The sequence below is a fragment of the Micromonospora sp. CNZ285 genome (assembly GCF_004637285.1).
The window spans coordinates 2,038,264-2,059,576 of record NZ_SPQD01000001.1; the positions used below are offsets into that span (position 1 = coordinate 2,038,264).

Consider the following 21,313-nt stretch of genomic DNA (forward strand, 5'->3'; position numbering starts at 1 on the left):
CGACCGTCCCACCAGGAGGCCGACCGATGACACCCGACCCCCGCACCGTCCACCCGCTACCCGCCTTCGACCGCGTGGTGTTCCTCAAACCACTGGTGACGTCACCGAAGATCGTCGTGGGTGACTACACCTACTACGACGATCCTGACGACGCGACCGGCTTCGAGCACCGCAACGTCCTGTACGCCTATGGACCGGAACGGCTGGTCATCGGGAAGTACTGCGCGATCGCCTCCGGCACCCGGTTCCTGATGGCCGGCGCGGCCCATCCCGGCATGGGCGTGTCCACGTACCCGTTCACCATGTTCGGCGGCGAGTGGGCCGAGCAGACCCTCGACATCGTCACCGCCATGCCGAGCCGCGGCGACACCGTCGTCGGGAACGACGTCTGGTTCGGCTTCGGATCCGTGGTCATGCCGGGGGTGCGGATCGGCGACGGCGCCATCATCGCAACCGGCGCGGTGGTCACCGCCGACGTGCCGCCCTACACGATCGTCGGCGGCAATCCCGCCCGGCCGATCCGGCAACGCTTCGACGACGCCGACATCGTGCGGCTCCGCCGCGCCGCCTGGTGGGACTGGCCCACCGGCCTCGTCACCGCGCACGCCCGCACGATCATGGCCGGCACGCCCGCCGAGATCGCCCGGATCGCAGCCGAGCACGGCGTAGAACAGCCCGGGTGAGACCGCCGGCCGGCGACGCGCACCCGGACGGCCGGGCCGCAGGGACGGATTCACCGGCGCCGGCACCGGGCACACAGGTGCCCGGTGGACACCACCGGGTCCGCCCCGAACGAGCGGAGGCGTCATGCGCTGGCAGTACCTGGTCCTGCTCCTCGTGCTGATCCTGGTTCTCGTCGGGTTGCGGGTGTGGCTCCCCCGGCGCGCCTTCCGGGCCGGCCGCTCCCTCCGGCAGCGCATCGACGGACGCGACTGACCGGGCTTCGTCAGCCCTCCCCGGCCGGTGGGGGCGCGGCGCCGCGCAGCACCAGCGCGCTGTTGAACCCGTCGAAGCCGCGCGCGCCGACCAGCGCGATCCGGCTGCGCGGCGGGCGGGGCTGCCGCAGGAACGTCAGCTCGCAGCCGGGCGCGGGCTCGTCCGGGCCGGCCGAGGCGGGCAACATCCCGCGGCGGAACGCCAGCAGCGCGGTGGCCGCGTCCAGCGCCGACCCGCCCTGGTGCGCCCGCCCGGTCAGCGGTTTCTGTGTGGTCACCGGCGGGGTCCGGTCGCCGAACACGGTACGCAGCGCCGCCGCCTCGGCCCGGTCGTACGCGGGCACCCCGAGCGCGTCCGGCCAGATCACGTCCACGTCGTGCGGGCGTACCCCGGCACGCTCCAGCGCCAGTCGCAGCGCGCGGGCGTAGTGGGCCGGGTCCGGGCCGGTGGCCGGGTCGGTGGGCGCGGCGTCGTGGGTGGCCGCCCAGCCGGTGACCTCCCCGTAGACGCGGGCGCCCCGGGCCAGCGCGTGGCCCAGTTCCTCCACCACGAAGACCGCGCCGCCCTCGGCCGGCACGTACCCGCTGGCCGCGACGTCGAACGGCCGGTACGCCTTCTCCGGGTCGGACACGTCGCTGAGCAGCCCGGAACGGAGCTGGCAGGCCAGCGCGTACGGGCTCAGCGGGCACTCGGTCGCCCCGGCGATCACCACTGGCGTGCCCCGGCGGATGGTGCGCACCGCGTGCGCCAGGCTGTCCAGCCCACCGGCCGACTCGGACACGGTCACCCCGGACGGTCCCTTGAACTGGTGGCGGATCGACAACTGCCCCACGCTCGCGGCGTAAAACCAGGCGATCGACTGGTACGCCCCGACGGTGCGGCTCGGCCCGCCCCAGAGCCGCTGCAGTTCCCGCTGCCCGAACAGGTTGCCGCCCGACGAACTGGCGAGCGTGACCGCCCACTTGTACGGGTCGGGCGACACCTCGGGCAGTCCGGCGTCGGCGAGCGCCAGTTTGGTGGCGGCGAAGCCGAGGTGCGTCCACCTGTCGGTCTGCACCCGCTGCCGGGTGTCGCTGTACCCGGCCGGGTCGAAGCCGGTCACCTCGCCGGCCACCCGGGTCGGGTAGCGCGCCGGGTCGAACAGCGTGATCGGCCCGGTGCGCCGGGTTCCGGCGAGCACGGTGGCCCAGTGCGCCTCGGCGCCGATGCCGCTGGGCGCGACCACGCCGATGCCCGTCACCACGGCCCGCGCGGTCACGGTGCCGTCCTTGTTCGCGACTGCGGGGCTCGCAAACCCGGCTCACTCCTCGCGCTCACGGTGCCGTCACCGCGAGCCGGCGGAACACCATCGCGGACTGGAATCCGCCGAACCCGCTGCCCACCGACAACGCCACGTCCACCGGCACCTCCCGGGCCTCGTTCGGCACGTAGTCCAGGTCGCACTCCGGGTCGCGGGTGGTCCAGTTCGCCGTCGGCGGGACCACGCCGTACTCGATGGCCAGGGCGCAGGCGGCCATCTCGATCGAGCCGATGGCGCCCAGCGAGTGACCGACCATCGACTTGATCGAGCTGATCGGCACCCGGTACGCCGTCTCCCCCAGCGCCCGCTTGAACGCCGCAGTCTCGTGCCTGTCGTTCTGCCGGGTGCCGGAGCCGTGCGCGCTGACGTACGACACGGCTGCCGGGGCGAGCCGGGCCTGCCGCAGCGCGTCGCTGATCGCCACCGCCATCTCCGCGCCGTCGGGGCGCAGCCCGGTCATGTGGAAGCCGTTGCTGCGGCTGGCGTACCCGGCGACCTCGCAGTAGACGTGCGCGCCCCGGCGGCGGGCGTGCTCGGCCTCCTCCAGCACCAGCACCGCGGCGCCCTCGGCGAGGACGAACCCGTGCCGGTCGGCGTCGAACGGCCGGGAGGCGTGCTCCGGGTCGTCGTTGTCCGGGCTGGTCGCGCCGATCGCGTCGAACGAGGCGACGGTGACCGGGGAGATCGGCGAGTCGGCGGCGCCGGCCAGCACCACGTCGGCCTCGCCGTCGGCGACGAGCTGGTGGGCGTACCCGATGGCGTCGATGCCGGAGGTGCAGCCGGTGGAGATCACCTGCGCCGGGCCGTGCAGGCCGTGCCGGCAGGCCACGTCGGCGGCCAGGCTGCTGGGCACCAGCGCCTGATAGAGGTACGGCCCGCCGAGCGCGTGGTCGACCAGCCAGTGCCGGCCGGAGTCGCTGACCCGCACGTACTCCTGCTCCAGCGCCATGGTCCCGCCGACGGCGGTGCCGAGCACCACACCGGCGCGTTCCCGCTGCGCATCGGTGAGGGTGAGGCCGCTGTCCGCGAGCGCCTCGGCGGCGCAGGCGAGCGCGAACTGCACGTACCTGTCGGCGCGCTGCCGTTCGGCGAGCGTGATCCCGGCGGCGTCCGGGTCGAAGTCGCACTCGGCGGCGATCTGCGACCGGAACGGCGACGGGTCGAAGAAGCTGATCCGCCGGGTCGCGGTGCGCCCTTCGGTGATCGTCTTCCAGAAGCGGTCCCGGGTGGCGCCGCCGGGTGCGACGACACCGATGCCGGTGACCACGGTGCGGCGGCCGGTCACGACGGCTCCCGTGGCGGCGGTGCCGCGCTCTCGGTGTCGACGTGGCCGAGTTCCGGGCGCGGGGCGAGCGGTCCGAGGTGGAACACCACCTCGGCGGGCTCATCGCCGGTGTTGCGCAGCCGGTGCCGGACGTCCTTCGGCACGTAGAGCGCCTCCCCGGCGGCCACCGGCACCGGCGTGTCGTCCAGGTCGACGGTGATCGCGCCGCGGGCGACGTAGAGGAACTCCTCGCTGTACGGGTGGTAGTGCTCGGCGATCCGCTCCCCCGGCGCGAGCGTGGCGACGCCCATGAATCCGGAGGTGCTGCCGACCGTCTTCGGGCCGAGCAGCACCCGCAGTTCCCCGCCGCGGCGGCGGTCGGCCGGTACGTCGTGGACGGAGACCCGGGCGGTGGTGGTGTCGGTCATCGCGCGCCTCCCGCCTGCGCCCGCTCGATCTTCTCCTTGATCACGGCGAGCTGGATCGTGCTGTTGGTGTTGATCCGGTTGGTCATGCCGGCGTTGTCGACCGGTGCGTCGGGCTTCATCGCGAAGTCCTGCGTCCAGGTCATCCGGGTGCCGCCGGGCGTCTCGTCGTAGCGCCAGTGGATGCGCATGTACTCGAACGGGCCGGTCTCGACGCGCCGGGCGTGCACCTCGCGGGTGGCCGGGTCGGCGGTGCGTTCGCTGACCCAGCTCCAGGACACGCCGTTCTCGTCCGGGTGCATGGTGAGCCGGAAGCGCACGGTGTCGCCGTCGCGGTGCAGGATCTCCGCCGTCGCGTACTCGGTGAACAGGTCCGGCCACCGGGCCACGTCGTTGGTGATCTCCCAGACCAGCGGCAGCGGCGCGGCGATCTCCACGGCGTTCTCGGTGTGCCCGGGCGGGTCCGCCTTGCGGGCCACCAGGTCGGCGACGCCGGCGATGCTGAGCTGCCCGGCCTGTTCGGGGATCTTCACCCGCCACCTGTCGGCGACCACCGCTGACAGTTCGAGCAGCGCCAGCGAGTCCATGCCCAGTTCCTCCAGGCTCGCGGCGGGCGCGCCGGCGGCGGCGTCCGGGTCCAGGCCGCAGTGCGTGACCAGGATGTCGGTGATCTCGCGGGCGAGCGGGCGGTCGGGGGCGACGGTCATCGGTTCCTCCAGGTGGTCGGGCCGGCGGCGGGCACGGCGCTGACGGGGGTACGGCCGCCCGGCTCGGCCGCGCCGCGCGGGTCGGGCACGACGGCCCGCGCCGCCTCGGCCGGTGGGCCGTCGCCGGCGGGTGGGGCGTCGTGGGCCGGCGGGGCGTCGTGGGTCGGTGGGGCCTCCGCGGCGGGTGGGGCGTCGTCGGCGGGCGGGGCGAGCAGGCGTTCCACCAGGGCGGTGGTGTGCCGGGCGGCCCGGAACGCCGGGTCGCGCAGCACCCGCCGGGCGAACGGGATCGTGGTACGCACACCGGGACCGGCCACGTCGAACTCGGCCAGCGCCCGGTCGAGCCGGTCCAGCGCGGCGCCCCGGTCCGGCGCCCACACCGCCACCTTCGCCAGCAGCGAGTCGTAGTGCGGGCTCACCAGGTAGCCGACGTGGCCGTGGGTGTCGACCCGGGTGAACGGGCCGCCCGGCGGCCGGAACCGGTCCAGCCGGCCGGGCGCGGGTGCGAAGTCGCGGTCCGGGTCCTCCACGTTGACCCGGCACTCGATCGCCACGCCGTCCAGGCGTACGTCGGACTGGCGCAGCCGCAGCGGCGTGCCGTACGCCACGTGCAGCTGTTCCTGCACCAGGTCGATGCCGCTGACCATCTCGGTGACCGGGTGTTCCACCTGGATCCGGCAGTTGATCTCCAGGAAGTGGCAGCGCTCGGCCTCGTCCACCAGGAACTCCACGGTGCCGGCACCGGTGAAGCCGACCGACAGCGCGCCGCGCAGCGCCACCTCGGCGACGGTGTCCAGGGTGGCCTGCCGCAGCGCGGGCGCGGGCGCCTCCTCGATCAGCTTCTGGTGCCGGCGCTGCACCGAGCAGTCGCGGGTGCCCAGGTGCACGCCGTTGCCGTGGCCGTCGCAGAGCACCTGCACCTCGACGTGGCGGGCGTCGGCGAGGTACCGCTCGACGTACACCCGGTCGTCGCCGAACGCGACCTGCGCGGCGGCCCGGGTCCTGGCGTACGCGCGGGGCAGCTCGGCGGCCGAGCGCACCACAGTCATGCCGCGCCCGCCCCCGCCCGCCGCGGCCTTCACGATGACCGGGTAGCCCACCTCGGCGGCCACCTGCTGCGCCTCGCCGACGGTGGGCAGCGTCCGGACACTGCCCGGCGGCAGCGGCAGCCCGGCTGCGCTCATCAGCGCCCGGGCGGTGGACTTGTCCGCGAGCGCGGCCATCACCTGCGGCGGCGGGCCGACGAAGACCAGGCCGTTCCCGGCGCAGATCTCGGCGAAGTCGGCGTCCTCGGACAGGAAGCCGTAGCCGGGGTGGACCGCCTGCGCGCCGGTCTGCCGGGCGGCCTCCACGATCGCCGCCGCGTTGAGGTAGCTGCGGCGGCTGGCCGCCGGGCCGATCCGTACCGCCTCGTCGGCGAGCCGCACCGGCAGCGAGTCGGCGTCGGCGCTGGAGTGCACCACCACCGTGCGCACGCCGAGTTCCCGGCAGGCGCGCAGCACCCGCAGCGCGATCTCGCCCCGGTTGGCGATCAGCACCTTGTCGAACATCAGGAGTCCTGTCCGGTGACCGGTTCCAGGGCGATCAGCGGCTGGTCGTACTCGACGGGCTTGCCGTCGTCGACCAGCACCTCGACCACCCGTCCGGCCTGGCCGGCGGTCACCTCGTTCATCAGCTTCATGGCCTCGACGATGCCGACCACCTGGCCCGGGCGGACCATGTCGCCGACCGCGACGAACGGCATCGCCCCGGGCTCGGGAGCGCGGTAGAACGTGCCGACCACGGGTGAGCGCACGGCCGGCCGGTCGGTCGCCGGCGCGGCTCGCGCGGCGGGTTCGGCGGCCCGCGCCGGCAGCGCCTCGGCCGGGTCGGCGGTGCGCTGCGCCGGCGCCGCAGGGTCGTGCCACTCGACCTCCAGCACCGACTCGCCGCTGCGCAGCCGCACCCGGCGTACCGGCCCGGCCAGGTCCGCGACGAGCTTGCGGGCCTGCCGGCGCAGCCCGTCGAGCACCTGCTCGGACTCGGCGTCGGCCATCACGCCACCTCCGCCCGGTCACCCGACGGCGAGGACGGGGACGGGCCGGCGGCCGAGCGGGCCGCGCCGAAGCGGCGGAACCGCTGCCGGCGGCGGCGGACCAGCGTGGCCGGAGGGACGGTGAGCAGCGGGGCGAGGTTCGCCGCGACCGCCCGGCGCAGCAGCTCGGCCGCGCCGCCCGGGTCGGCGTGCGCGGCCGGGCGCGGCTCCGGCACCAGCTCGTCGACGACGCCGAGGCGGCACAGGTCGGCGCCGGTGAGCCGCAGCGCGCGGGCCGCCTGCGGGGCGGCCGAGCTGTCCGGCCAGAGTATCGCGGCGCAGCCCTCCGGGCTGATCACCGAGTAGACGGCGTGTTCCAGCATGAGCACCCGGTCGGCGACCGCGAGCGCGAGCGCACCGCCGCTGCCGCCCTCCCCGGTGACCACCGCCACCACCGGCGTGGGCAGCACGGTGAGCGCGAGGATGTTCTCCGCGATCGCCGCCGCCTGACCCTGCTGCTCGGCGCTCACCCCCGGGTCCGCGCCGGGCGTGTCCACGAGCGTCACCACCGGCAGCCGCAGCCGCGCCGCGAGACGCATCAACCGCAGCGCCTTGCGGTGCCCGGCCGGGCTGGCCATGCCGAAGTTGCGGGTCACCAGCTCGGCGGTGGTGTGCCCCTTCTGGTGACCGATCACCATCACCGGGCGGCCGTCCAGGCGGGCGATGCCGCCGACGACGGCCGGGCAGTCCGCGCCGAGCCGGTCGCCGTGCAGCTCCACGAACCCGTCGAACGCCGTCTCCAGGTAGTCCAGTGTGGTCGGCCGGCCCGGGTGCCGCGCCGTGCGTACCGTCTCCCAGGGGTCGCGGTCCGGGCGCGCGGTCGCTGTGGGCGCGGTGACCGGCGGGCGCGACGCGGCCGGGTTCTCCGGGGCGCGGCGGCCCGCCTCGGCGGCGGCGAGCAGCGCCGCGAGCCGGCCCCGCAGCGCGTGCCGGGGCACCACCATGTCCACCTGGCCGTGCCGCAGCAGGTATTCCGCGGTCTGGAAGCCCTCCGGCAGCGTGGCGCCGGTGACCTGGCGGATCACCCGGGGTCCGGCGAAGCCCAGCCGGGCGCCGCTCTCGGCCAGCACCAGGTCGGTGTTGGTGGCGAAGGAGGCGGCCACCCCGCCGTACGTGGGATCGGTGACCACGCTGACCGTGAGCAGGCCAGCCTCCCGCATCCCCGCGATGGCCTGGCTGACTGTTGCCATCTGCATCAGCGACAGCGCGCCCTCCTGCATCCGCGCCCCGCCCGACGCGGTCACCAGCACCAGCGGGATGCCGTCGGCGAGCGCCCGCTCGGCGGTCCGGGTGATCAGCTCACCGACCGCGCAGCCGAGGCTGCCGCCGAGGAAGCGGAAGTCCATCACCGCCAGCGCGACGGGGTGCCCGCCCAGCCGGGCGGTGCCGCAGAGCACCGCCTCGTCCAGGCCGGTCGCCGCGCGGGCCGCGCCGAGCCGGTGCGGGTACGGCAGTTCGTCGACGAACTCGATCGGGTCGACGCGTACCGCCCGGTCCGGCAGCGGGACGAACGAGTCCGGATCGGCCAGCTGCGCCACCCGGTCCGGCGCGTCCAGCCGCGCGTGCGAGCCGCACTCCGGGCAGACGTCCAGGTTGCGGCGCAGCCGCTTGCGGTAGAGCAGCGACGCGCACCCGTCGCACCTCGACCAGAGCTGCTCGTCGCGCGGGGCGGTCGTGGTCACAGTGGCCGCCCGGCGGTGTCGTACCGGTGGGCCGGCGCGTCGTAGCGGTAGAAGCAGTGCGCCATCGCGTCGCGCGGTGAGCGCCAGGTCGGCAGGTACGGCGAGATGTACGGCCGCAGCCGCTCGCTGATCCGGAGGAACTCCGGATGCCCGCGGTTGTCCTCCACCGCGCCCTGCGCGGGCGTCTCCGTCTCCAGCAGATGGACGTAGAGGTCGTGCAGCCGGTACAGCGAGCGGTGCCGGACCCCGACCAGGCCGGGCAGCTCGGTCGCGTCGGACTCCGCGAAGATCTCGGCGACCCGGTCCTCGGCCGTCGGCACCACCTTGGCGACGATGAGCGAACGGTCCATTCGCGCCTCCTGCACGTCCCGGTGCGCGGCGAACCGGTCGCGCCGCACGGATTGCCACACGGTGCCGCGAGCGGCGTCTACCGGGCGTCAACCGGACCCCATCGCGTCACAAACATGGTGACGCTGCGTTGACGCAAGCTGTGCGCGAGCTATGGGAAGATCGCTTTCCGGTTTCCGGGTCGGCGACACTTATTCGCAGATCACGGCCGTGTTACGGGTCCGCAGCAGACAGTCAGGTGGACGACGCACCGTTGACTGAGAGTAACAGGTGTTGATATTCTCCGTCTCGGTCAGCCCGGCCACGGTGACAGGTTTCCGGCCGTGGCGGAGGCGTTCCGACACCGGCGTCGCGGGCGGCGGTCAGGGCAACGCGAAACGGTCGGGACGAGGGTTCCGGTGCTGGGGGTGCGCCGTGTCGGGTGGATCGAGGATGCCGACGGCGGGCGAACCCGCCCCACGGGTGTCACTGCATCTGCTCGGCGGCTTCCAGTTGTTGCACGACGACGCGCCGGTGGTCGTACCCCGGGGGTTGCAGCGCGTCATCGCCCTGATCGGCCTGCGCCCGGCCGCAACCCGCAGCCACCTCGCCGGGCTGCTGTGGCCCGAGACGCCGGAGGAACGGGCGCTGTCGTCGCTGCGGACCGCGCTGTGGCGGCTGCGGCAGGATCCATGCTGCCCGCTGCGCACCGACGGCGACACCGTCCGCCTCGGACCGACCGTCCGCCTCGACGTGGACGACCTGGTGGAGACCGCCGCGCTGGTCCGCGAGGGCGCCGTCCCGCGTGGCGCCGCCGGCGCCGGACGCCACGACCTGCTCCCCGGCTGGTATGACGACTGGGTGCTGCTGGAGCGCGAACGGCTGCGCCAGCTGCGCCTGCACATGCTGGAGGAACTGGCGGGCAACCACCTCACCGCCGGGCGGCACGGGGAGGCGCTGGAGGCAGCGCTGGAGGCGATGGCCGCCGAACCGCTGCGGGAGACCCCGCACCGCCTGGTGGTCCGCATCCACCTGGCCGAGGGAAACGCGTTCGAGGCGGTCCACTCCTTCTACGTCTACCGGGACCTGCTGCTGCGCGAGCTGCGCCTGGAACCGTCCCCGGCGATGACCGCGCTGCTCGACGACACCCTCGCGCCGATCCGCCGGGCCAGCCGCCCGGAGCCGCCGCCGCGCCGCACGGACCGGACCGCCAAACCGGCGCCGCGCGCCCCCGCCGCACCGCCGCCACCATCAATACCCCGGCGTACGCGGTGACGGCGAGGTGACAGCGCGACCGGCACGGTGAACACAGGCACCGCGGCGGCGAGAGGGGTCACGATGAGTCGACTGTTGGTGGTCAGCCGGATCGTGCCGGGGGCACAGGGACGGGTGGCGCAGATCTTCGCCGAGGCCGACGCCACCGAACTCCCCCACCTCACCGGCGTCCGGCACCGGTCGCTGTACTACCTGCACGACCTGTGCGTCCATCTGATGGAGACCGTCGACGTCGCCCCCGGCCTGACCGTGGAACTCCGCGACAACCCGCTCTACGAACAGGTGAACAAGCGGCTGTCCGCGCACACCTCCCCGTACCTGCCGACCTGGCACTCGCCCCGCGACGCCGTGGCCGGCTGCTTCTACAGCTGGGACTCCGCCCACACCCCTGCGCCCGACCGGATCCACTGACCGGCCACGGGCGACGGACGGGACGCCCCGGAACCACGCACGGCACCCAGGTTCCGGGGCGTCTCCCCGCTCTCCGAGCTGTTCGAAGCCGCCGTCCGGCACACGCTCGGTCATCCTCCGGGCACCGGCCGAAACCGCCGGTCCCACCGTCGTGGCCCGGCCCCGGGCTGCCTGTCGTGCGCCGCGCGCGTGTGCGAAGCTGCCCCGAGTCTTTCGCCACCGTCGTGCACGTACATAGAAGGAGGTTGGCCATGCCGTCGAGCTTCGGGCAGTGGCTGTTCGTGATACTGGCCCTGCTCATCGGATTCGGCGTCGGCTGGGTGGTCGTCGGCCGTCGCCGGTCCGGCGCCCCGGCGACGCCCACGGTGGAGACCGCACCCGAGGTGACCGCCACCGTCGACGAGCCGCGCCCGGTCGCCGTCGTCGACGAGCCCCCGGCGACCGCCACTGTGGCCGAGCAGCCCGCGCCCACCGAGACGGCGACCGCCGAGCCGGCCGTCGCCACCGCCGCCCGTACCGCCGACGACGAGCCCGAGGCGTCGTCGGCCGCCGCCGAGCCGGTGTCGTCCCCCGCCGAGCCGGTTGGGGCGCCAGTGGCCGAGGCCGAGCCGGTCGCCGTGGACCGTCCGGCGGACGAGCCGGTGCCGGCCGCCGCGTCGGTCGGTACGGACGAGCCCGCCTTCGCCCCGGCCTCCACCGATGTGGACGAGCCGGCCGCTTCTCCGGCGCTCGTCGCCGAGTCGGAGCCCTTCGCGGCGGAGCCGGAGCGCGCCCCCGTCGCCGTCCCGGCGCAGTCGACGCCCACCGACGAGCCGGAGGTGCCGGCGACGACGCCGTCTGCTGATTCGTCCGCCGCGGAGGCGGCTGCTGCGGAGGCGGCGCCCTCGCCGGTCGAGGCCACCGAGCCGGTCGAGCCGGTCGAGCCGGCCGAGCCGGCCGAGCCGGTCGAGCCCGTCGCCGCCGCGCCGGCCGTCGTGCCCGCGCCGCGGGCCTCGGTCGAGAACGACGTGGCCGCGGACGCGGCCGGGGACGCGCCGGACGACTTCCGGCGGATCCAGGGCATCGGGCCGAAGCTGGCCGCCGCCCTCCAGGACGCCGGGATCCGCACCTACCGGCAGCTCGCCGAGCTGGACGAGGCCGCGCTGCGGCAGACCGTGAAGGCCGCCGGCCTGCGCTCCGCGCCGGGCCTCGCCACCTGGCCGCAGCAGGCGAGGGTGCTGGCGGGTGCCCCCGACGACGCCGACCGGGTGCTCCCGGCCGGCACCGAGTAGACAGTCCTCCACATTCCGGGCCGGTGGTGACGATGGTCGCCACCGGCCCGGTGCCTTTCCCCGCCCCGAACCACCCCGACCTCGCGGCCCGCCCTCGCCAGTACGCCGAAGTGGTGGCATCACTGCCCGACCGACCCCGCCACAACCCCGAACTGGCGGCCGCTCCACCAGCACCAGCACCCGACGTGGTGACATCGCCACCCCGGCAGACCGGCCCGGGCCGGTCTGCCGGAAAAGTGACCGTGTGCGGGCGGGCATGACTACGGTCGGTGAAGGGCCGGGACGGCCCGCCGCGCGTACCGCCACCCGCAGGAGCATCTCGTGCCCACCGCAGCGCCGGAGCCCGCCGACCGGCGACCGCCGGTCCGCGATCCGGAGGCGCCGCGCCGGGTGACGCTGCTCGAACTCTTCTTCGACCTGGTCTACGTGGTCGCGCTCGCGTTGATCTCACGCAACCTGATCGGGTCGGTCACCTGGGAACGGGCCGCCGAGTCCCTGGTCATGCTGATGGCGATCTGGTGGACGTGGGCGATCACCACGCTGGTCACCGACATCTACGACCCGCAGCGCACCGAGATCAAGCTGCTGATCGTGGCGGTGATGTTCGGCGCGCTGCTGATGACCACCGCCATCCCGGAGGCGTTCGGCGCCCGGGGCCTGGTCTTCGCCGGCACCTACGTGGCGATCCATCTCGGACGCGGCCTGTTCCTCATGCCCGCCGTACGGTGGCACCCGCAGAGCAACCGCCGGGCGCTGCGCATCTTCGCCTGGTTCGCCGTGTCGGCCGTACCGTGGCTGGTCGGCGCGCTGGCCGCGCACGGCACCGCCCGGTTGTGGTTCTGGGCCGGCGCCCTGGCCATCGACTACCTGGGGTTCCGGCTGGCATACCCGGTGCCGGGTCTGGGCGCGGTGCCGGAGTCCCAGCGCAACGTGACCGCCGAGCACCTGTCCGAGCGGTACCAGCAGTTCTTCATCATCGCGCTCGGCGACGCCGTGCTGGTCGCCGGCACCGTGTTCAGCCTGCACCACTCCGAGCTGGAGAACCTGGCCGCCTTCACCGTCGCGTTCGCCACCACGCTGCTGCTCTGGCGCATCTACGTGCACAAGTCCGGTGAACTGCTGCCGCACGCCATCGCCCGGGCGGCACAGCCGAGCCGGTTCCTCAACACCGCGCCGTACACCCATCTGCTGATGGTGGCCGGCGTGGTGACCACCGCGGCGGGCTTCGACCTGGTCCTGCTGGAGCCGACCGGCCACACGCCGCCGGCCTGGCTGGCGGTGATCCTCGGCGGCCCGGCGCTGTTCCTGATCGGCCGGGGCGCGTTCGAGTACGAGGTGTTCAGCCGGGTGTCGGCGTCCCGGCCCGGCGGGATACTGGCGCTGCTCACGATCGCCCCGGCCGGGTTGTTCCTCGCGCCGGTCTACGCCTCCGCCGGGGCGATGCTGGTGCTGGCCGGGGTGGCGTCCGCCGACTACCGCCGCAGCCGGGGCCGGCCGCCCGAGGAGCCGATGCCACCGCACTGAGGTTATCGGAATCGGCCGTACCGGCACCGGTGCGCCGTTTGGCGGATCACCCGCACGGGGTACAAGGCCTCCACCTCGAATCCACCACGACCCCAGTGGAGGCAACTGATGCGCGGCACCTCGATAGTCGGCGTCCTGGTCGTCATCTGGCTCATCATCGGCGCCATCGCCGCCGGTCAGCGCGGCTACTACGGCAACGACGAAACCAACTGCGCGGAGGCGGGCACGATCCTGGTCACCATCGTGGCCGGCCCGCTGAACTACATCGGCGCCAACCCGAAGGTGGACTGCAAGCTTCCCGAGCCGTCGAAGTAGGCCACCACCCCGTACTCCCGGCCCGCGCCCGCCCGGCGAGCGCGGGCCGTTCCGTGCCCGCGGCGCGGACCGTCACCACCCCTAGGGCGTCCTAGGGGGCTGGGCTTCGCCTGGTTTGCCGCCGGGACCGGTGGGAACGGCAGCGGTTCCGCGACGACGGAACGGAGAACCGGGCATGCGCATCGGCTACAAGCTCGCCTCGGAGGCGTTCGGGCCCCAGGAACTCATCCGGCAGGCGGTCCGTGCCGAGGAGGCCGGTTTCGACTTCGTCGAGATGAGCGACCACTACCACCCCTGGCTGGAGGTGCAGGGGCACTCCTGCTTCACCTGGAGCGCGCTCGGTGCGATCGCCGCCCGCACCACCACCCTCGGCCTCGCCACCGGCGTCACCTGCCCGTCGGTCCGCTACCACCCGGCGATCGTCGCGCAGGCCGCCGCCACCATGGCGCTGATCTCCGACGGACGGTTCACGCTCGGCGTGGGCGCCGGGGAGCGGCTCAACGAACACGTCGTCGGCCAGGGGTTCCCCAGCGTCCGGGGACGGCACGAGCGGCTGCGTGAGGCGCTGGAGATCATCCGGCTGCTGTGGCAGGGCGGCTACCGCTCGTACGGCGGCCGGCACCTGCAGCTGGAGGACGCCCGCATCTGGGACCTGCCCGAGCAGCCGCCGGTGATCGCCGTGGCGGCGAGCGGCCGGGAGTCCGCAGGTCTCGCGGCCGAACTGGGCACCGGGCTGTTCGCCACCGAGCCGAAGTCGTCGATCGTCGACCAGTACCGCAACGCCGGCGGCCAGGGCCCGCGCTACGCCGAGGTGCCGATGGCCTGGGCCACCGACGAGGAGACGGCGGTCCGCGCGGCCCGGGAGACCAGCCGCTGGGCGATCACCGGCTGGAAGGTGATGAGCGAACTGCCCAACCCGGTGAACTTCGACGCCGCCACCGCCTGGGTCGAGGACCACCACATCCGGCAGCAGTTCTCCGTCGGCCCGGACGCCGAGCCGCACGTGGAGAAGGCGCGGACGTACGTCGAGGCCGGCTTCGACCACATCGTGCTGCAGAACGCCGGGCCGGACCCGGACGGCTTCCTGGACTTCTGCGCCCGCGACCTGCTCGCCCGTGTCCGCGCGCTCGGCTAGGGACCTGCCGATCCCCCGCGTTCGGCCGGCCCTCGCGCCTCAGCCGGCCCGCGCGCCTCAGCCGCCCACGTGGATGCCGGGGCGGCGGGTCGGGTCCGGCTCGGACTTGCGGATGATCTCCCGCACCACCGGCGGGGTGTCGCCCCGGCCGAGGATGAGGTAGCGCAGCAGGTGCGCGATCGGGTTCCCCTCGGACCACTCGAAGTGGCAGTGCGGGCGCACCCCCGTCGCGTCCCGCAACGCCAGCAGGATCGCCGCTATCGCGTTCGGCGCGGCCGGACTGCTGGCGCGCAGGATCCGGTAGCCGCCGGACTCCACCCCGTGCACCCGCAGCACCTGGCTGAACTGGGACGGGTCGCTCACGTCGATCTCCAGGAACAGCACGTCGGCGGCGCCCGGCACCGGGTTCATTGACCGCTGCGCCCGTTCCTTGACCCGGTACTCCTTCACCGACCCGCTCTGCCGCTTGTTGGCGATCAGGTGCAGCCGACCGTCCCGGGCCACCGACTCGTCGACGAAGCGGCGGGCCGCCTCGTCGAACTCGATCCGCTCGGCGCGCAGCTCGGTGGTCCGGGTGACCCGGGAGATCAGCGACACCGCGACGATCCCGGCGATGAAGAACCCGGAGATGGTGATGCCGTCGGGCTTGGCCACCACGTTCTCCACCAGCGCGTACAGCAGCACGGCGGTGAGCAGCGCGAAGCCGGCCGCGGCGGCGCGGCTGCGGGCGCGCAGCGCCGCGATGGTCACCGCTATCGCGCCGGAGACCATCATCGCGAGGATGCCTGTGGCGTACGCGCCGGCCTGGGCGTTCACGTCGGCGGAGAAGGCGATCGTGATGGCGATGCTGATCGCGGTGTAGACCAGCACCACCGGGCGCACCGCCCGCCCCCACTCCGGCGCCATGCCGTACGACGGCAGGTAGCGGGGCACGATGTTGATCAGCCCGGCCATCGCCGACGCGCCGGCGAACCAGAGGATGAGCACGCTGCTGATGTCGTAGACGGTGCCGAACGCCTCGCCGAGGTGCTCGTGGGCGAGGAACGCCAGCGCCCGGCCGTTGGCCGGGCCGCCGGGGTCGAACGCCTCGGGCGGGATCAGCACGGTGGTCACGAACGTGGTGGCGATCAGGTAGACCGACATGATCAGCGCGGCGGCGGTGAGCAGCCGGCGGGTGTTGCGGATCCGGGCGTCCAGCCGCCGCTGCGCGTCCTCGCCCTCGCCGCGCACCAGCGGCATCATGCTCACCCCGGTCTCGAACCCGGACAGGCCGAGCACCAGCAGCGGGAACGCCAGCACGCTGGTGACCAGGACGTCGCCGGGCCCGCCGGCGTCGGTCAGCCGGCCGGTCCAGTCGCCGAGCAGGCCCGGATCGGCGACGACCTCGGCCACCCCGGCGGCCACCACCACCGCGTTCAACGCCAGGAACACCGCGACCAGCGGGATGGCGACCTGCACCGCCTCGCTGAACCCGAGCAGGAACACACCGCCGAGCACGAGCAGCAGCGCCACGGTGACCAGCACCGCCGCGGTGCCGCCGTGCGGGAACGACCCGGGCAGCACCGGGTTCTCCAGCAGGTGCACGCTGGCGTCGGCGGCGGACAGCGTGATCGTGATGATCCACGAGGTGGCGACGAAGCCGAGCAGCACCAGCACGAAGATCTTGCCGCGCCAGAACGGCAGCAGCCGCTCCAGCATGGCCACCGAGCCCTGCCCGTGCGGGCTCTCCCGGGCCACCCGGCGGTACATCGGCAGCATCCCGAGCAGCGTCAGCGCCACGATCAGCAGCGTGGCCAGCGGACTGAGCGCGCCGGCCGCCACGGCGGCGATGCCGGGCAGGTAGGACAGCGTGGAGAAGTAGTCGACGCCGGTCAGGCACATCACCTGCCACCACGGGTGGGACCGGGTCTGGTGCTCGCGGACCTCCGGGCCGACCGGCTCGACCCGGTGCGCGAACAGCCACCGGTGCAGCCGGCCCGCCGGTGCCGCCGGCCGCGTCGGGGCCGCCACCCGTTCCGGCAGCTCCGGCACGGTACGGCCGGCCCGCTCGGCGTGGTCGCCGTGCCGCCCGGCCCGGGCCGCCGCAGCCGCGTGCGCCTCCCGGCGCCGCTCCCGCGTACGCCGGGGCTGTTCCGGCTCCCCCGCCTGCCCCATCTGCTCCCCTTCGTCCCTATGACGACGGTAGGGGTTGTCCCGGGCGCGGCCCGGCCGAACCGGTCAAAGATCCGGTGCGCGGGTCAACGCGTCGCGCACCGCCGCCGGGTCGGCCACCGTCACGGTGACCGCCGGGTGCCGCAGCCAGGGGCCGGGGGCCAGCGCCGGCACCGGCTCGGCGAAGCGCAGGCAGAGCCCGCCGGCCACGCTGGCGCCGAAGGTCACCCCGCCGTCGGCCGCCGACAGGTGCGGGCCGATCGCCCGCCACCAGCGGTACGGCCCGCTCAGCTCGGCCCCGGTCACGTTGCCCGGCGTGGTGCGCAGCAGCCACGGCCCGAACCGGACGACGAGCGCGTCCGGACCCCAGTCGAGCCAGGCCGTGGCGGGCCGGACGCCGAGCAGCGCCAGCGGCAGCCGGAACGCCGGGTCGAAGCGGAACGGGAAGCGGCGGACCGGGCCCGGCGGGAACGCCCCGGGGCCGGCCGGTTCGTCTGGTGGCACGGCGGCGACGTACCCGGTGCGGCGGGCCCGACACCCGCGGGCGGCGTTCCCGCGTCCCGCGCCCGGACGGCGGGACGCGGGAACCCCCCGTCCCGGCTACTGCAGGAACGCCCCGAGGGGCGACAGCAGCAGCCGGCCGAGCAGCGCGGCGTTGTCGTCCAGCCGCGTCCGCTCACACTCGCGGGCGTCCGGGTCGTGCCGGCAGCGCCAGATCTTCTGCGCGTTGCGCCAGGCCACGTTCCGGGTGTACTCCACCAGTTCGCCCTGGTACCAGTCGTCGATCTCGCCGTTCACCATGTCGATCATGAGCTGCCAGTTGTCCAGGTAGCCACGGCGCAGGTCCGGGATCCGCTCGGCGAAGATCTTGTTGATCTCCAGGTAGTCGCGGTGCTGGTCGCTGCCGTCGATCGGCTCGGACTCCAGGCTGTCGAACGTGGTCACCAGCGCGAACGGCAGGTCGTAGTTGATGTGCGCGTTGACGCCCGCGGCGGCCGACGGCAGCGGCCGGGCGTCCGGCCCGCGCATCCGCTTGAACAGGCACGACCACGCCTTCGGGGTGCTCGGGCTGGAGTCGGTCCAGAACCGCAGCGCCTCGAAGTAGCGGGCCGCGAACTCCACGTCCAGCCGCGCCAGGAACACCGGGTCGCAGAACCGGTCGTCGTACAGGCCGTCGAGCACGGTGCTGGTGATGACCAGGTAGAGCTTGTTGAAGTCGGCGAGCGGGCAGCTCTCCTCCAGCGGCGGCAGCCGGACCAGCAGGTCCTGCAGCTTGGTCAGATGGTCCACGACCGCCGGCACGTCGGCGGGGTGGTCGGCGAGCAACCCGACGATGTCCTGGTGCACAGGACCCCAGACCGGTTCGGTCATCTCTCCTCCACCGCGCCCCCGGCGCCCCCACGACGCCACCACCCCTGTTCCGCGGGACAGCCTGCCAGGCGCCGTCCACCCGGCGGATCCGTCGAACGACGTATTGGCGACGTACGCCTACTCCGCGCCGTTGCGCAGGAAGATGGCGCTGGCCTGCACCCGCGTGCGTACCTGGAGCTTGTCGAAGATGTGCGAGACGTGGACGCCGATGGTCCGCTCGCTGATGAACAGCCGCTGGCCGATCTCCCGGTTGGTCAACCCCTCGGCCACCGCGGCGAGCACCTCCCGCTCCCGGGCGGTGAGCGTCGCCAGCTCGTCCACCGCCGGTCCGGCGGGCGCCGCCGCCCGCTGCCGGGGCACCGGCGCGGGATCCGGCGCGGCGTCCAGGGGCACCCGGGCCCGCGAGGCGATGGTACGGATCTCCGCGGTCAGCGGCACCGCGCCGAGCGACTGGGCCATCGCGTACGCCCGGTGCAGCAGCTTGCCGGCGGTGGCCACCCGGCTGCGGCGGGCCAGCAGCGCCTCGGCCTGCCGCAGCCGCGAGTACGCCGCCGGGTAGGGGTGGTTGCGCCGGTCCCACTCGAGCGCGGAACGCTCCCACAGCGCCGGGTCGCCACGGCCGTCGTCGAGCCGGCTCAGCTCGGCGTCGCAGAGCGCGAGGAACCCCTCGGCGACGTACCGCACCGGTGCGCCCGCCTTGGCGCTCTTGCCGGTCACCCGGTCGACCACCTCGCGCAGCCGGCGTACCGCGTTGGGGTCCACCTCGATGGTGCGGCCGGCCGCCGCCTCGGCCTCCGCGCGCAGCCCGTGCCACGCCAGCGTGGCCAGCACGATCACGTCGTCGGAGCGGCTCTCGGTCAGGCCCCGCTGCACCGCCTGCCGGGCCAGGTCGTGCCGGCCCTGCCACATGGCCAGGCCGGCTCGCAGGATGAGCATCGGCAGCACGTGCCGGGCGCCGCCGCCGGCCAGCACCGTCGCCACCGCCTCCAGGTCGCGGTCGGACGCCTCGATGTCGCCGTACCCGACGGAGAGCCGGCACCGGGCCAGCAGCAACTCGACCGCGTCGGCCCCGGAGGGGCGGTGCCGGAGCGCGGCGGCGACCACCTTCTCCGCCTCGGCCCACTGCCCCACCCGGAACAGCCCGTTCGTCGCCACCGCCAGCAGCCGGGTCTCCCAGGTGCGGCCGAGCCCCAGCTCGGCGACCCGGTCGGCGCCCCGGCGGGCCACCACCACCCCCTCCTCGAGGATGTTCAGCGGCCCGGTGAGCAGCTCGGCCAGGTGCAGGTACGCGCAGGCCACGTCCTCCGGCCGGCCGGACCGCTCGGCGGTGTCCAGCGCCCGGCGCATCACCGCCAGCCCGGCGGCCGGATCCTCCAGGAACGCCTCGCTGAACCCGAGCGCGGCGCTGGCCATCACCACCTCGGAGGTCGTGCCGGGCACGTCGGCGGCGAGCGCGAGGGCCTCCCGGGCCTGGTCACCGGCCTCGGCGTAGCGGCCCAGGTGCAGCAGCAGCTCGGCCAGCCGGGCGGCGGCCGTGCACCGCTCCCGCGGTGTGCAGTCGGGCGAGTCCAGCACCTGCCGGTACTCCTGCTCGGCGGGGGCGGACCGGCCGGCCGCGGCCAGGTAGCGGGCCCGGCGGATGCGCAGCGCGCAGACCGGCGGGCCGGACGGGTCGTCGGCCAGCTCCTCCAGCAGCGTCAGGGCGCGGGCGTGCTCACCGCTGTGGTGCGCGGCCTCGGCGGCGTGGCTGAGCAGCTCGGCCCGGTCCGCCTCCACCGGCTCGGGCCGTGCCCCGTCGGGCAGCACGGCGGCCGGCTCGGTGGCCAGGGTCAGCGCGGCGGACCAGTGGCGGTGCGCCTCGGCGTACCCGTGCAGCCGTTCCGCCTCGCGGGCGGCGGCCATCGCGGCGGGCAGCGCCCGGCCCGGCTCCCCGGCGTGGCGCCAGTGGTGGGCCAGCCGGGCCTGGTGCAGCTCGGCCGGTACGGCGGTGAGCGCCTCGGCGTAGCGGCGGTGCAGCGCGGCCCGCTCGGCGGGCAGCAGCTCGTGGGCCAGGACCTCGGCGACCAGCCGGTGCCGCAGCCGGTAGCCGTCGTCGGCGCCGACCAGCAGCCGGTGTGCGACCGCTTCGCGGACCGCTTCCAGCAGCTCGTCCTCGGGCAGTCGCACCACCTGGGCCAGCAGCCAGTGCTCGACCGGCTCGACGCCGACCGCCACCGCGTGCACCACCGCGTGCGCCGGCTGGGGCAGCGCGTCGACCCGGTCGAGGAACACCTCGCGCAGCGTGTCGGAGAGGCCGTCGCGGCCGTCGCGCCGGTCGCGGGCCAGTTCCTCCACCACGAACGGGTTGCCGCCGCTGCGCTGCCAGAGCTGGTCGGCGGCCTCCGGTGGCAGCGGCGCGCCGACCACGGCGGCGGCCAGCTCGTCGGTGGCGGACCGGTCCAGCGGCAGCAGGTCGATCACCCGTACCGAGCGCAGCCGGCGCAGCTCGGTGAGCACCCGGCGCAGCGGGTGCGCGCCGCGCAGCGACTCGGCCCGGATCGCCGCCAGCACGGAGAGCTGGAGGTCGCCGAGGCCGGCCAGCAGGTAGAGCAGGAGCTGGCGGGTGCTGCGATCGACCCACTGCAGATCGTCGAGGACGAGCACCAGCGGCCGTCCGCCGGCCACCACGTGCAGGCCCTGGGCGACGCGTTCCAGCAGTGCGCCGGCGCCGTCCGGGCCGGGGGTCTCCTCGTCGAAGACCTGCAACACCCCGCGGATCGCCGAGGTGGTGCGCGCCTCGGACTGCTCGGCCTCGAGCCGGCGCAGCGCCTGCCGTACCGGGTGCAGCGGCGAGGCGTCTCCGATGTCGAGGCAGGTGCCGGTGAGCACCAGCGCGCCGGTCTGCCGCAGCTGCTCGCCGACCTCGGTCAGCAGGCGGGTCTTGCCCACTCCGCTCTCTCCGGTGAGGAACACCGCGCCGGTCTGCCCGGGCCGCAGGTCGTCGTAGAGCGCCGACCGCAGCGTCGCCATGGTCCCGGTACGGCCGACGAGCGGTGCAGTGTCCACGTCGCTGGCCATGGAACGCAGCCTAGTCACAGGTCCCCGCACCGTTCTACGGCCTCCGGGCCGGACTCGTACCTCTCGCGTCGACTACACGACTAATGGT

The 21,313-nt window shown here is 74.5% G+C and carries 19 protein-coding genes and 1 pseudogene; 8 read left to right on the top strand and 12 right to left on the bottom strand.

Annotation, left to right across the window (positions count from 1 at the left end; translation table 11 throughout):
• Positions 1-26: 26 nt before the first annotated feature.
• Both CLT75_RS09410 and CLT75_RS33110 read left to right on the top strand, forming a co-directional pair.
• Positions 27-683, top strand: a complete 657-nt coding sequence (locus tag CLT75_RS09410) for a CatB-related O-acetyltransferase (RefSeq protein ID WP_135240435.1) — start codon at positions 27-29, stop codon at positions 681-683.
• 124 nt (positions 684-807) lie between these two features.
• Positions 808-936: a hypothetical protein gene (locus CLT75_RS33110; protein WP_486485105.1), complete on the top strand. Its 129-nt coding sequence runs from the start codon at positions 808-810 to the stop codon at positions 934-936.
• 10 nt (positions 937-946) lie between these two features.
• Here the strand turns inward: CLT75_RS33110 and CLT75_RS09415 are convergent, their stop codons facing one another.
• The 8 genes and pseudogenes from CLT75_RS09415 to CLT75_RS09450 all read right to left on the bottom strand — a co-directional run bounded on the left by CLT75_RS09415 (position 947) and on the right by CLT75_RS09450 (position 8,738).
• A complete protein-coding gene (locus CLT75_RS09415) occupies positions 947-2,194 on the bottom strand; it encodes a beta-ketoacyl synthase N-terminal-like domain-containing protein (protein WP_135240436.1) in 1,248 nt (415 codons plus the stop codon).
• A gap of 55 nt (positions 2,195-2,249) precedes the next feature.
• Complete coding sequence (locus CLT75_RS09420; protein ID WP_135240437.1) at positions 2,250-3,521, bottom strand: beta-ketoacyl-[acyl-carrier-protein] synthase family protein; 1,272 nt, start codon at positions 3,519-3,521, stop codon at positions 2,250-2,252.
• The gene (locus tag CLT75_RS09425) at positions 3,518-3,928 is read right to left on the bottom strand and encodes a cupin domain-containing protein (protein WP_013286648.1); all 411 of its coding nucleotides are present in this window, start codon (positions 3,926-3,928) and stop codon (positions 3,518-3,520) included. Before CLT75_RS09425 ends, CLT75_RS09420 begins: the two co-directional genes overlap by 4 nt.
• A complete protein-coding gene (locus tag CLT75_RS09430; RefSeq protein ID WP_135240438.1) occupies positions 3,925-4,632 on the bottom strand; it encodes an SRPBCC family protein in 708 nt (235 codons plus the stop codon). Before CLT75_RS09430 ends, CLT75_RS09425 begins: the two co-directional genes overlap by 4 nt.
• A complete protein-coding gene (locus tag CLT75_RS09435) occupies positions 4,629-6,182 on the bottom strand; it encodes an acetyl-CoA carboxylase biotin carboxylase subunit (protein WP_135240439.1) in 1,554 nt (517 codons plus the stop codon). The genes CLT75_RS09430 and CLT75_RS09435 overlap by 4 nt, the downstream gene beginning before the upstream one ends.
• Positions 6,182-6,673: pseudogene (accB, locus tag CLT75_RS09440) on the bottom strand (acetyl-CoA carboxylase biotin carboxyl carrier protein); the annotation flags it as partial. The gene CLT75_RS09435 and the pseudogene accB, both read right to left, overlap by 1 nt.
• Positions 6,667-8,388 carry an acetyl-CoA carboxylase carboxyltransferase subunit alpha gene (locus tag CLT75_RS09445; protein WP_135240441.1) on the bottom strand — a complete coding sequence of 574 codons (1,722 nt, stop codon included), beginning with the start codon at positions 8,386-8,388 and terminating at the stop codon, positions 6,667-6,669. The gene CLT75_RS09445 and the pseudogene accB, both read right to left, overlap by 7 nt.
• On the bottom strand, positions 8,385-8,738 hold the full coding sequence (locus CLT75_RS09450) for a TcmI family type II polyketide cyclase (protein WP_135240442.1): 354 nt from the start codon (positions 8,736-8,738) through the stop codon (positions 8,385-8,387). Before CLT75_RS09450 ends, CLT75_RS09445 begins: the two co-directional genes overlap by 4 nt.
• A 412-nt stretch (positions 8,739-9,150) precedes the next feature.
• Here CLT75_RS09450 and CLT75_RS09455 point away from each other — a divergent pair, with 412 nt between their 5' ends.
• From CLT75_RS09455 to CLT75_RS09480, 6 genes are all read left to right on the top strand, one after another.
• Positions 9,151-9,990, top strand: coding sequence for an AfsR/SARP family transcriptional regulator (locus CLT75_RS09455; RefSeq protein WP_486485106.1), 840 nt, complete (start codon positions 9,151-9,153; stop codon positions 9,988-9,990).
• A 63-nt stretch (positions 9,991-10,053) separates the two neighbouring features.
• Positions 10,054-10,401 carry a TcmI family type II polyketide cyclase gene (locus tag CLT75_RS09460; protein ID WP_135240444.1) on the top strand — a complete coding sequence of 116 codons (348 nt, stop codon included), beginning with the start codon at positions 10,054-10,056 and terminating at the stop codon, positions 10,399-10,401.
• Between the two features lie 251 nt (positions 10,402-10,652).
• The gene (locus CLT75_RS09465; protein ID WP_135240445.1) at positions 10,653-11,672 is read left to right on the top strand and encodes a helix-hairpin-helix domain-containing protein; all 1,020 of its coding nucleotides are present in this window, start codon (positions 10,653-10,655) and stop codon (positions 11,670-11,672) included.
• Between the two features lie 321 nt (positions 11,673-11,993).
• Positions 11,994-13,196 (top strand): low temperature requirement protein A, encoded by a 1,203-nt coding sequence (locus CLT75_RS09470; RefSeq protein WP_135240446.1) that lies wholly within the window; start codon positions 11,994-11,996, stop codon positions 13,194-13,196.
• Between the two features lie 108 nt (positions 13,197-13,304).
• On the top strand, positions 13,305-13,511 hold the full coding sequence (locus CLT75_RS09475) for a hypothetical protein (protein ID WP_013286658.1): 207 nt from the start codon (positions 13,305-13,307) through the stop codon (positions 13,509-13,511).
• Positions 13,512-13,686: 175 nt separating this feature from the next.
• A complete protein-coding gene (locus tag CLT75_RS09480) occupies positions 13,687-14,646 on the top strand; it encodes a TIGR03557 family F420-dependent LLM class oxidoreductase (protein WP_135240447.1) in 960 nt (319 codons plus the stop codon).
• Between the two features lie 57 nt (positions 14,647-14,703).
• On the opposite strand, the gene CLT75_RS09485 is transcribed toward CLT75_RS09480, so the two are convergent.
• The 4 genes from CLT75_RS09485 to CLT75_RS09500 all read right to left on the bottom strand — a co-directional run bounded on the left by CLT75_RS09485 (position 14,704) and on the right by CLT75_RS09500 (position 21,225).
• Positions 14,704-16,800 (bottom strand): amino acid transporter, encoded by a 2,097-nt coding sequence (locus tag CLT75_RS09485; RefSeq protein WP_135240448.1) that lies wholly within the window; start codon positions 16,798-16,800, stop codon positions 14,704-14,706.
• Between the two features lie 63 nt (positions 16,801-16,863).
• Positions 16,864-17,301: a hypothetical protein gene (locus CLT75_RS09490; protein ID WP_135240449.1), complete on the bottom strand. Its 438-nt coding sequence runs from the start codon at positions 17,299-17,301 to the stop codon at positions 16,864-16,866.
• A gap of 96 nt (positions 17,302-17,397) precedes the next feature.
• On the bottom strand, positions 17,398-18,168 hold the full coding sequence (locus CLT75_RS09495; RefSeq protein ID WP_135240450.1) for a DUF5995 family protein: 771 nt from the start codon (positions 18,166-18,168) through the stop codon (positions 17,398-17,400).
• Positions 18,169-18,285: 117 nt separating this feature from the next.
• A complete protein-coding gene (locus CLT75_RS09500; protein ID WP_135240451.1) occupies positions 18,286-21,225 on the bottom strand; it encodes a helix-turn-helix transcriptional regulator in 2,940 nt (979 codons plus the stop codon).
• Between the last annotated feature and the right edge of the window lie 88 nt (positions 21,226-21,313).

Bases quoted from the DNA above. Each gene is read 5' to 3' on its own strand.
- CLT75_RS09410 (WP_135240435.1), top strand. From the start codon at position 27: ATGACACCCGACCCCCGCACCGTCCACCCGCTACCCGCCTTCGACCGC.
- CLT75_RS33110 (WP_486485105.1), top strand. From the start codon at position 808: ATGCGCTGGCAGTACCTGGTCCTGCTCCTCGTGCTGATCCTGGTTCTC.
- CLT75_RS09425 (WP_013286648.1), bottom strand. From the start codon at position 3,928: ATGACCGACACCACCACCGCCCGGGTCTCCGTCCACGACGTACCGGCC.
- CLT75_RS09430 (WP_135240438.1), bottom strand. From the start codon at position 4,632: ATGACCGTCGCCCCCGACCGCCCGCTCGCCCGCGAGATCACCGACATC.
- CLT75_RS09435 (WP_135240439.1), bottom strand. From the start codon at position 6,182: ATGTTCGACAAGGTGCTGATCGCCAACCGGGGCGAGATCGCGCTGCGG.
- CLT75_RS09450 (WP_135240442.1), bottom strand. From the start codon at position 8,738: ATGGACCGTTCGCTCATCGTCGCCAAGGTGGTGCCGACGGCCGAGGAC.
- CLT75_RS09460 (WP_135240444.1), top strand. From the start codon at position 10,054: ATGAGTCGACTGTTGGTGGTCAGCCGGATCGTGCCGGGGGCACAGGGA.
- CLT75_RS09465 (WP_135240445.1), top strand. From the start codon at position 10,653: ATGCCGTCGAGCTTCGGGCAGTGGCTGTTCGTGATACTGGCCCTGCTC.
- CLT75_RS09475 (WP_013286658.1), top strand. From the start codon at position 13,305: ATGCGCGGCACCTCGATAGTCGGCGTCCTGGTCGTCATCTGGCTCATC.
- CLT75_RS09480 (WP_135240447.1), top strand. From the start codon at position 13,687: ATGCGCATCGGCTACAAGCTCGCCTCGGAGGCGTTCGGGCCCCAGGAA.
- CLT75_RS09485 (WP_135240448.1), bottom strand. From the start codon at position 16,800: ATGGGGCAGGCGGGGGAGCCGGAACAGCCCCGGCGTACGCGGGAGCGG.
- CLT75_RS09495 (WP_135240450.1), bottom strand. From the start codon at position 18,168: ATGACCGAACCGGTCTGGGGTCCTGTGCACCAGGACATCGTCGGGTTG.
- CLT75_RS09500 (WP_135240451.1), bottom strand. From the start codon at position 21,225: ATGGCCAGCGACGTGGACACTGCACCGCTCGTCGGCCGTACCGGGACC.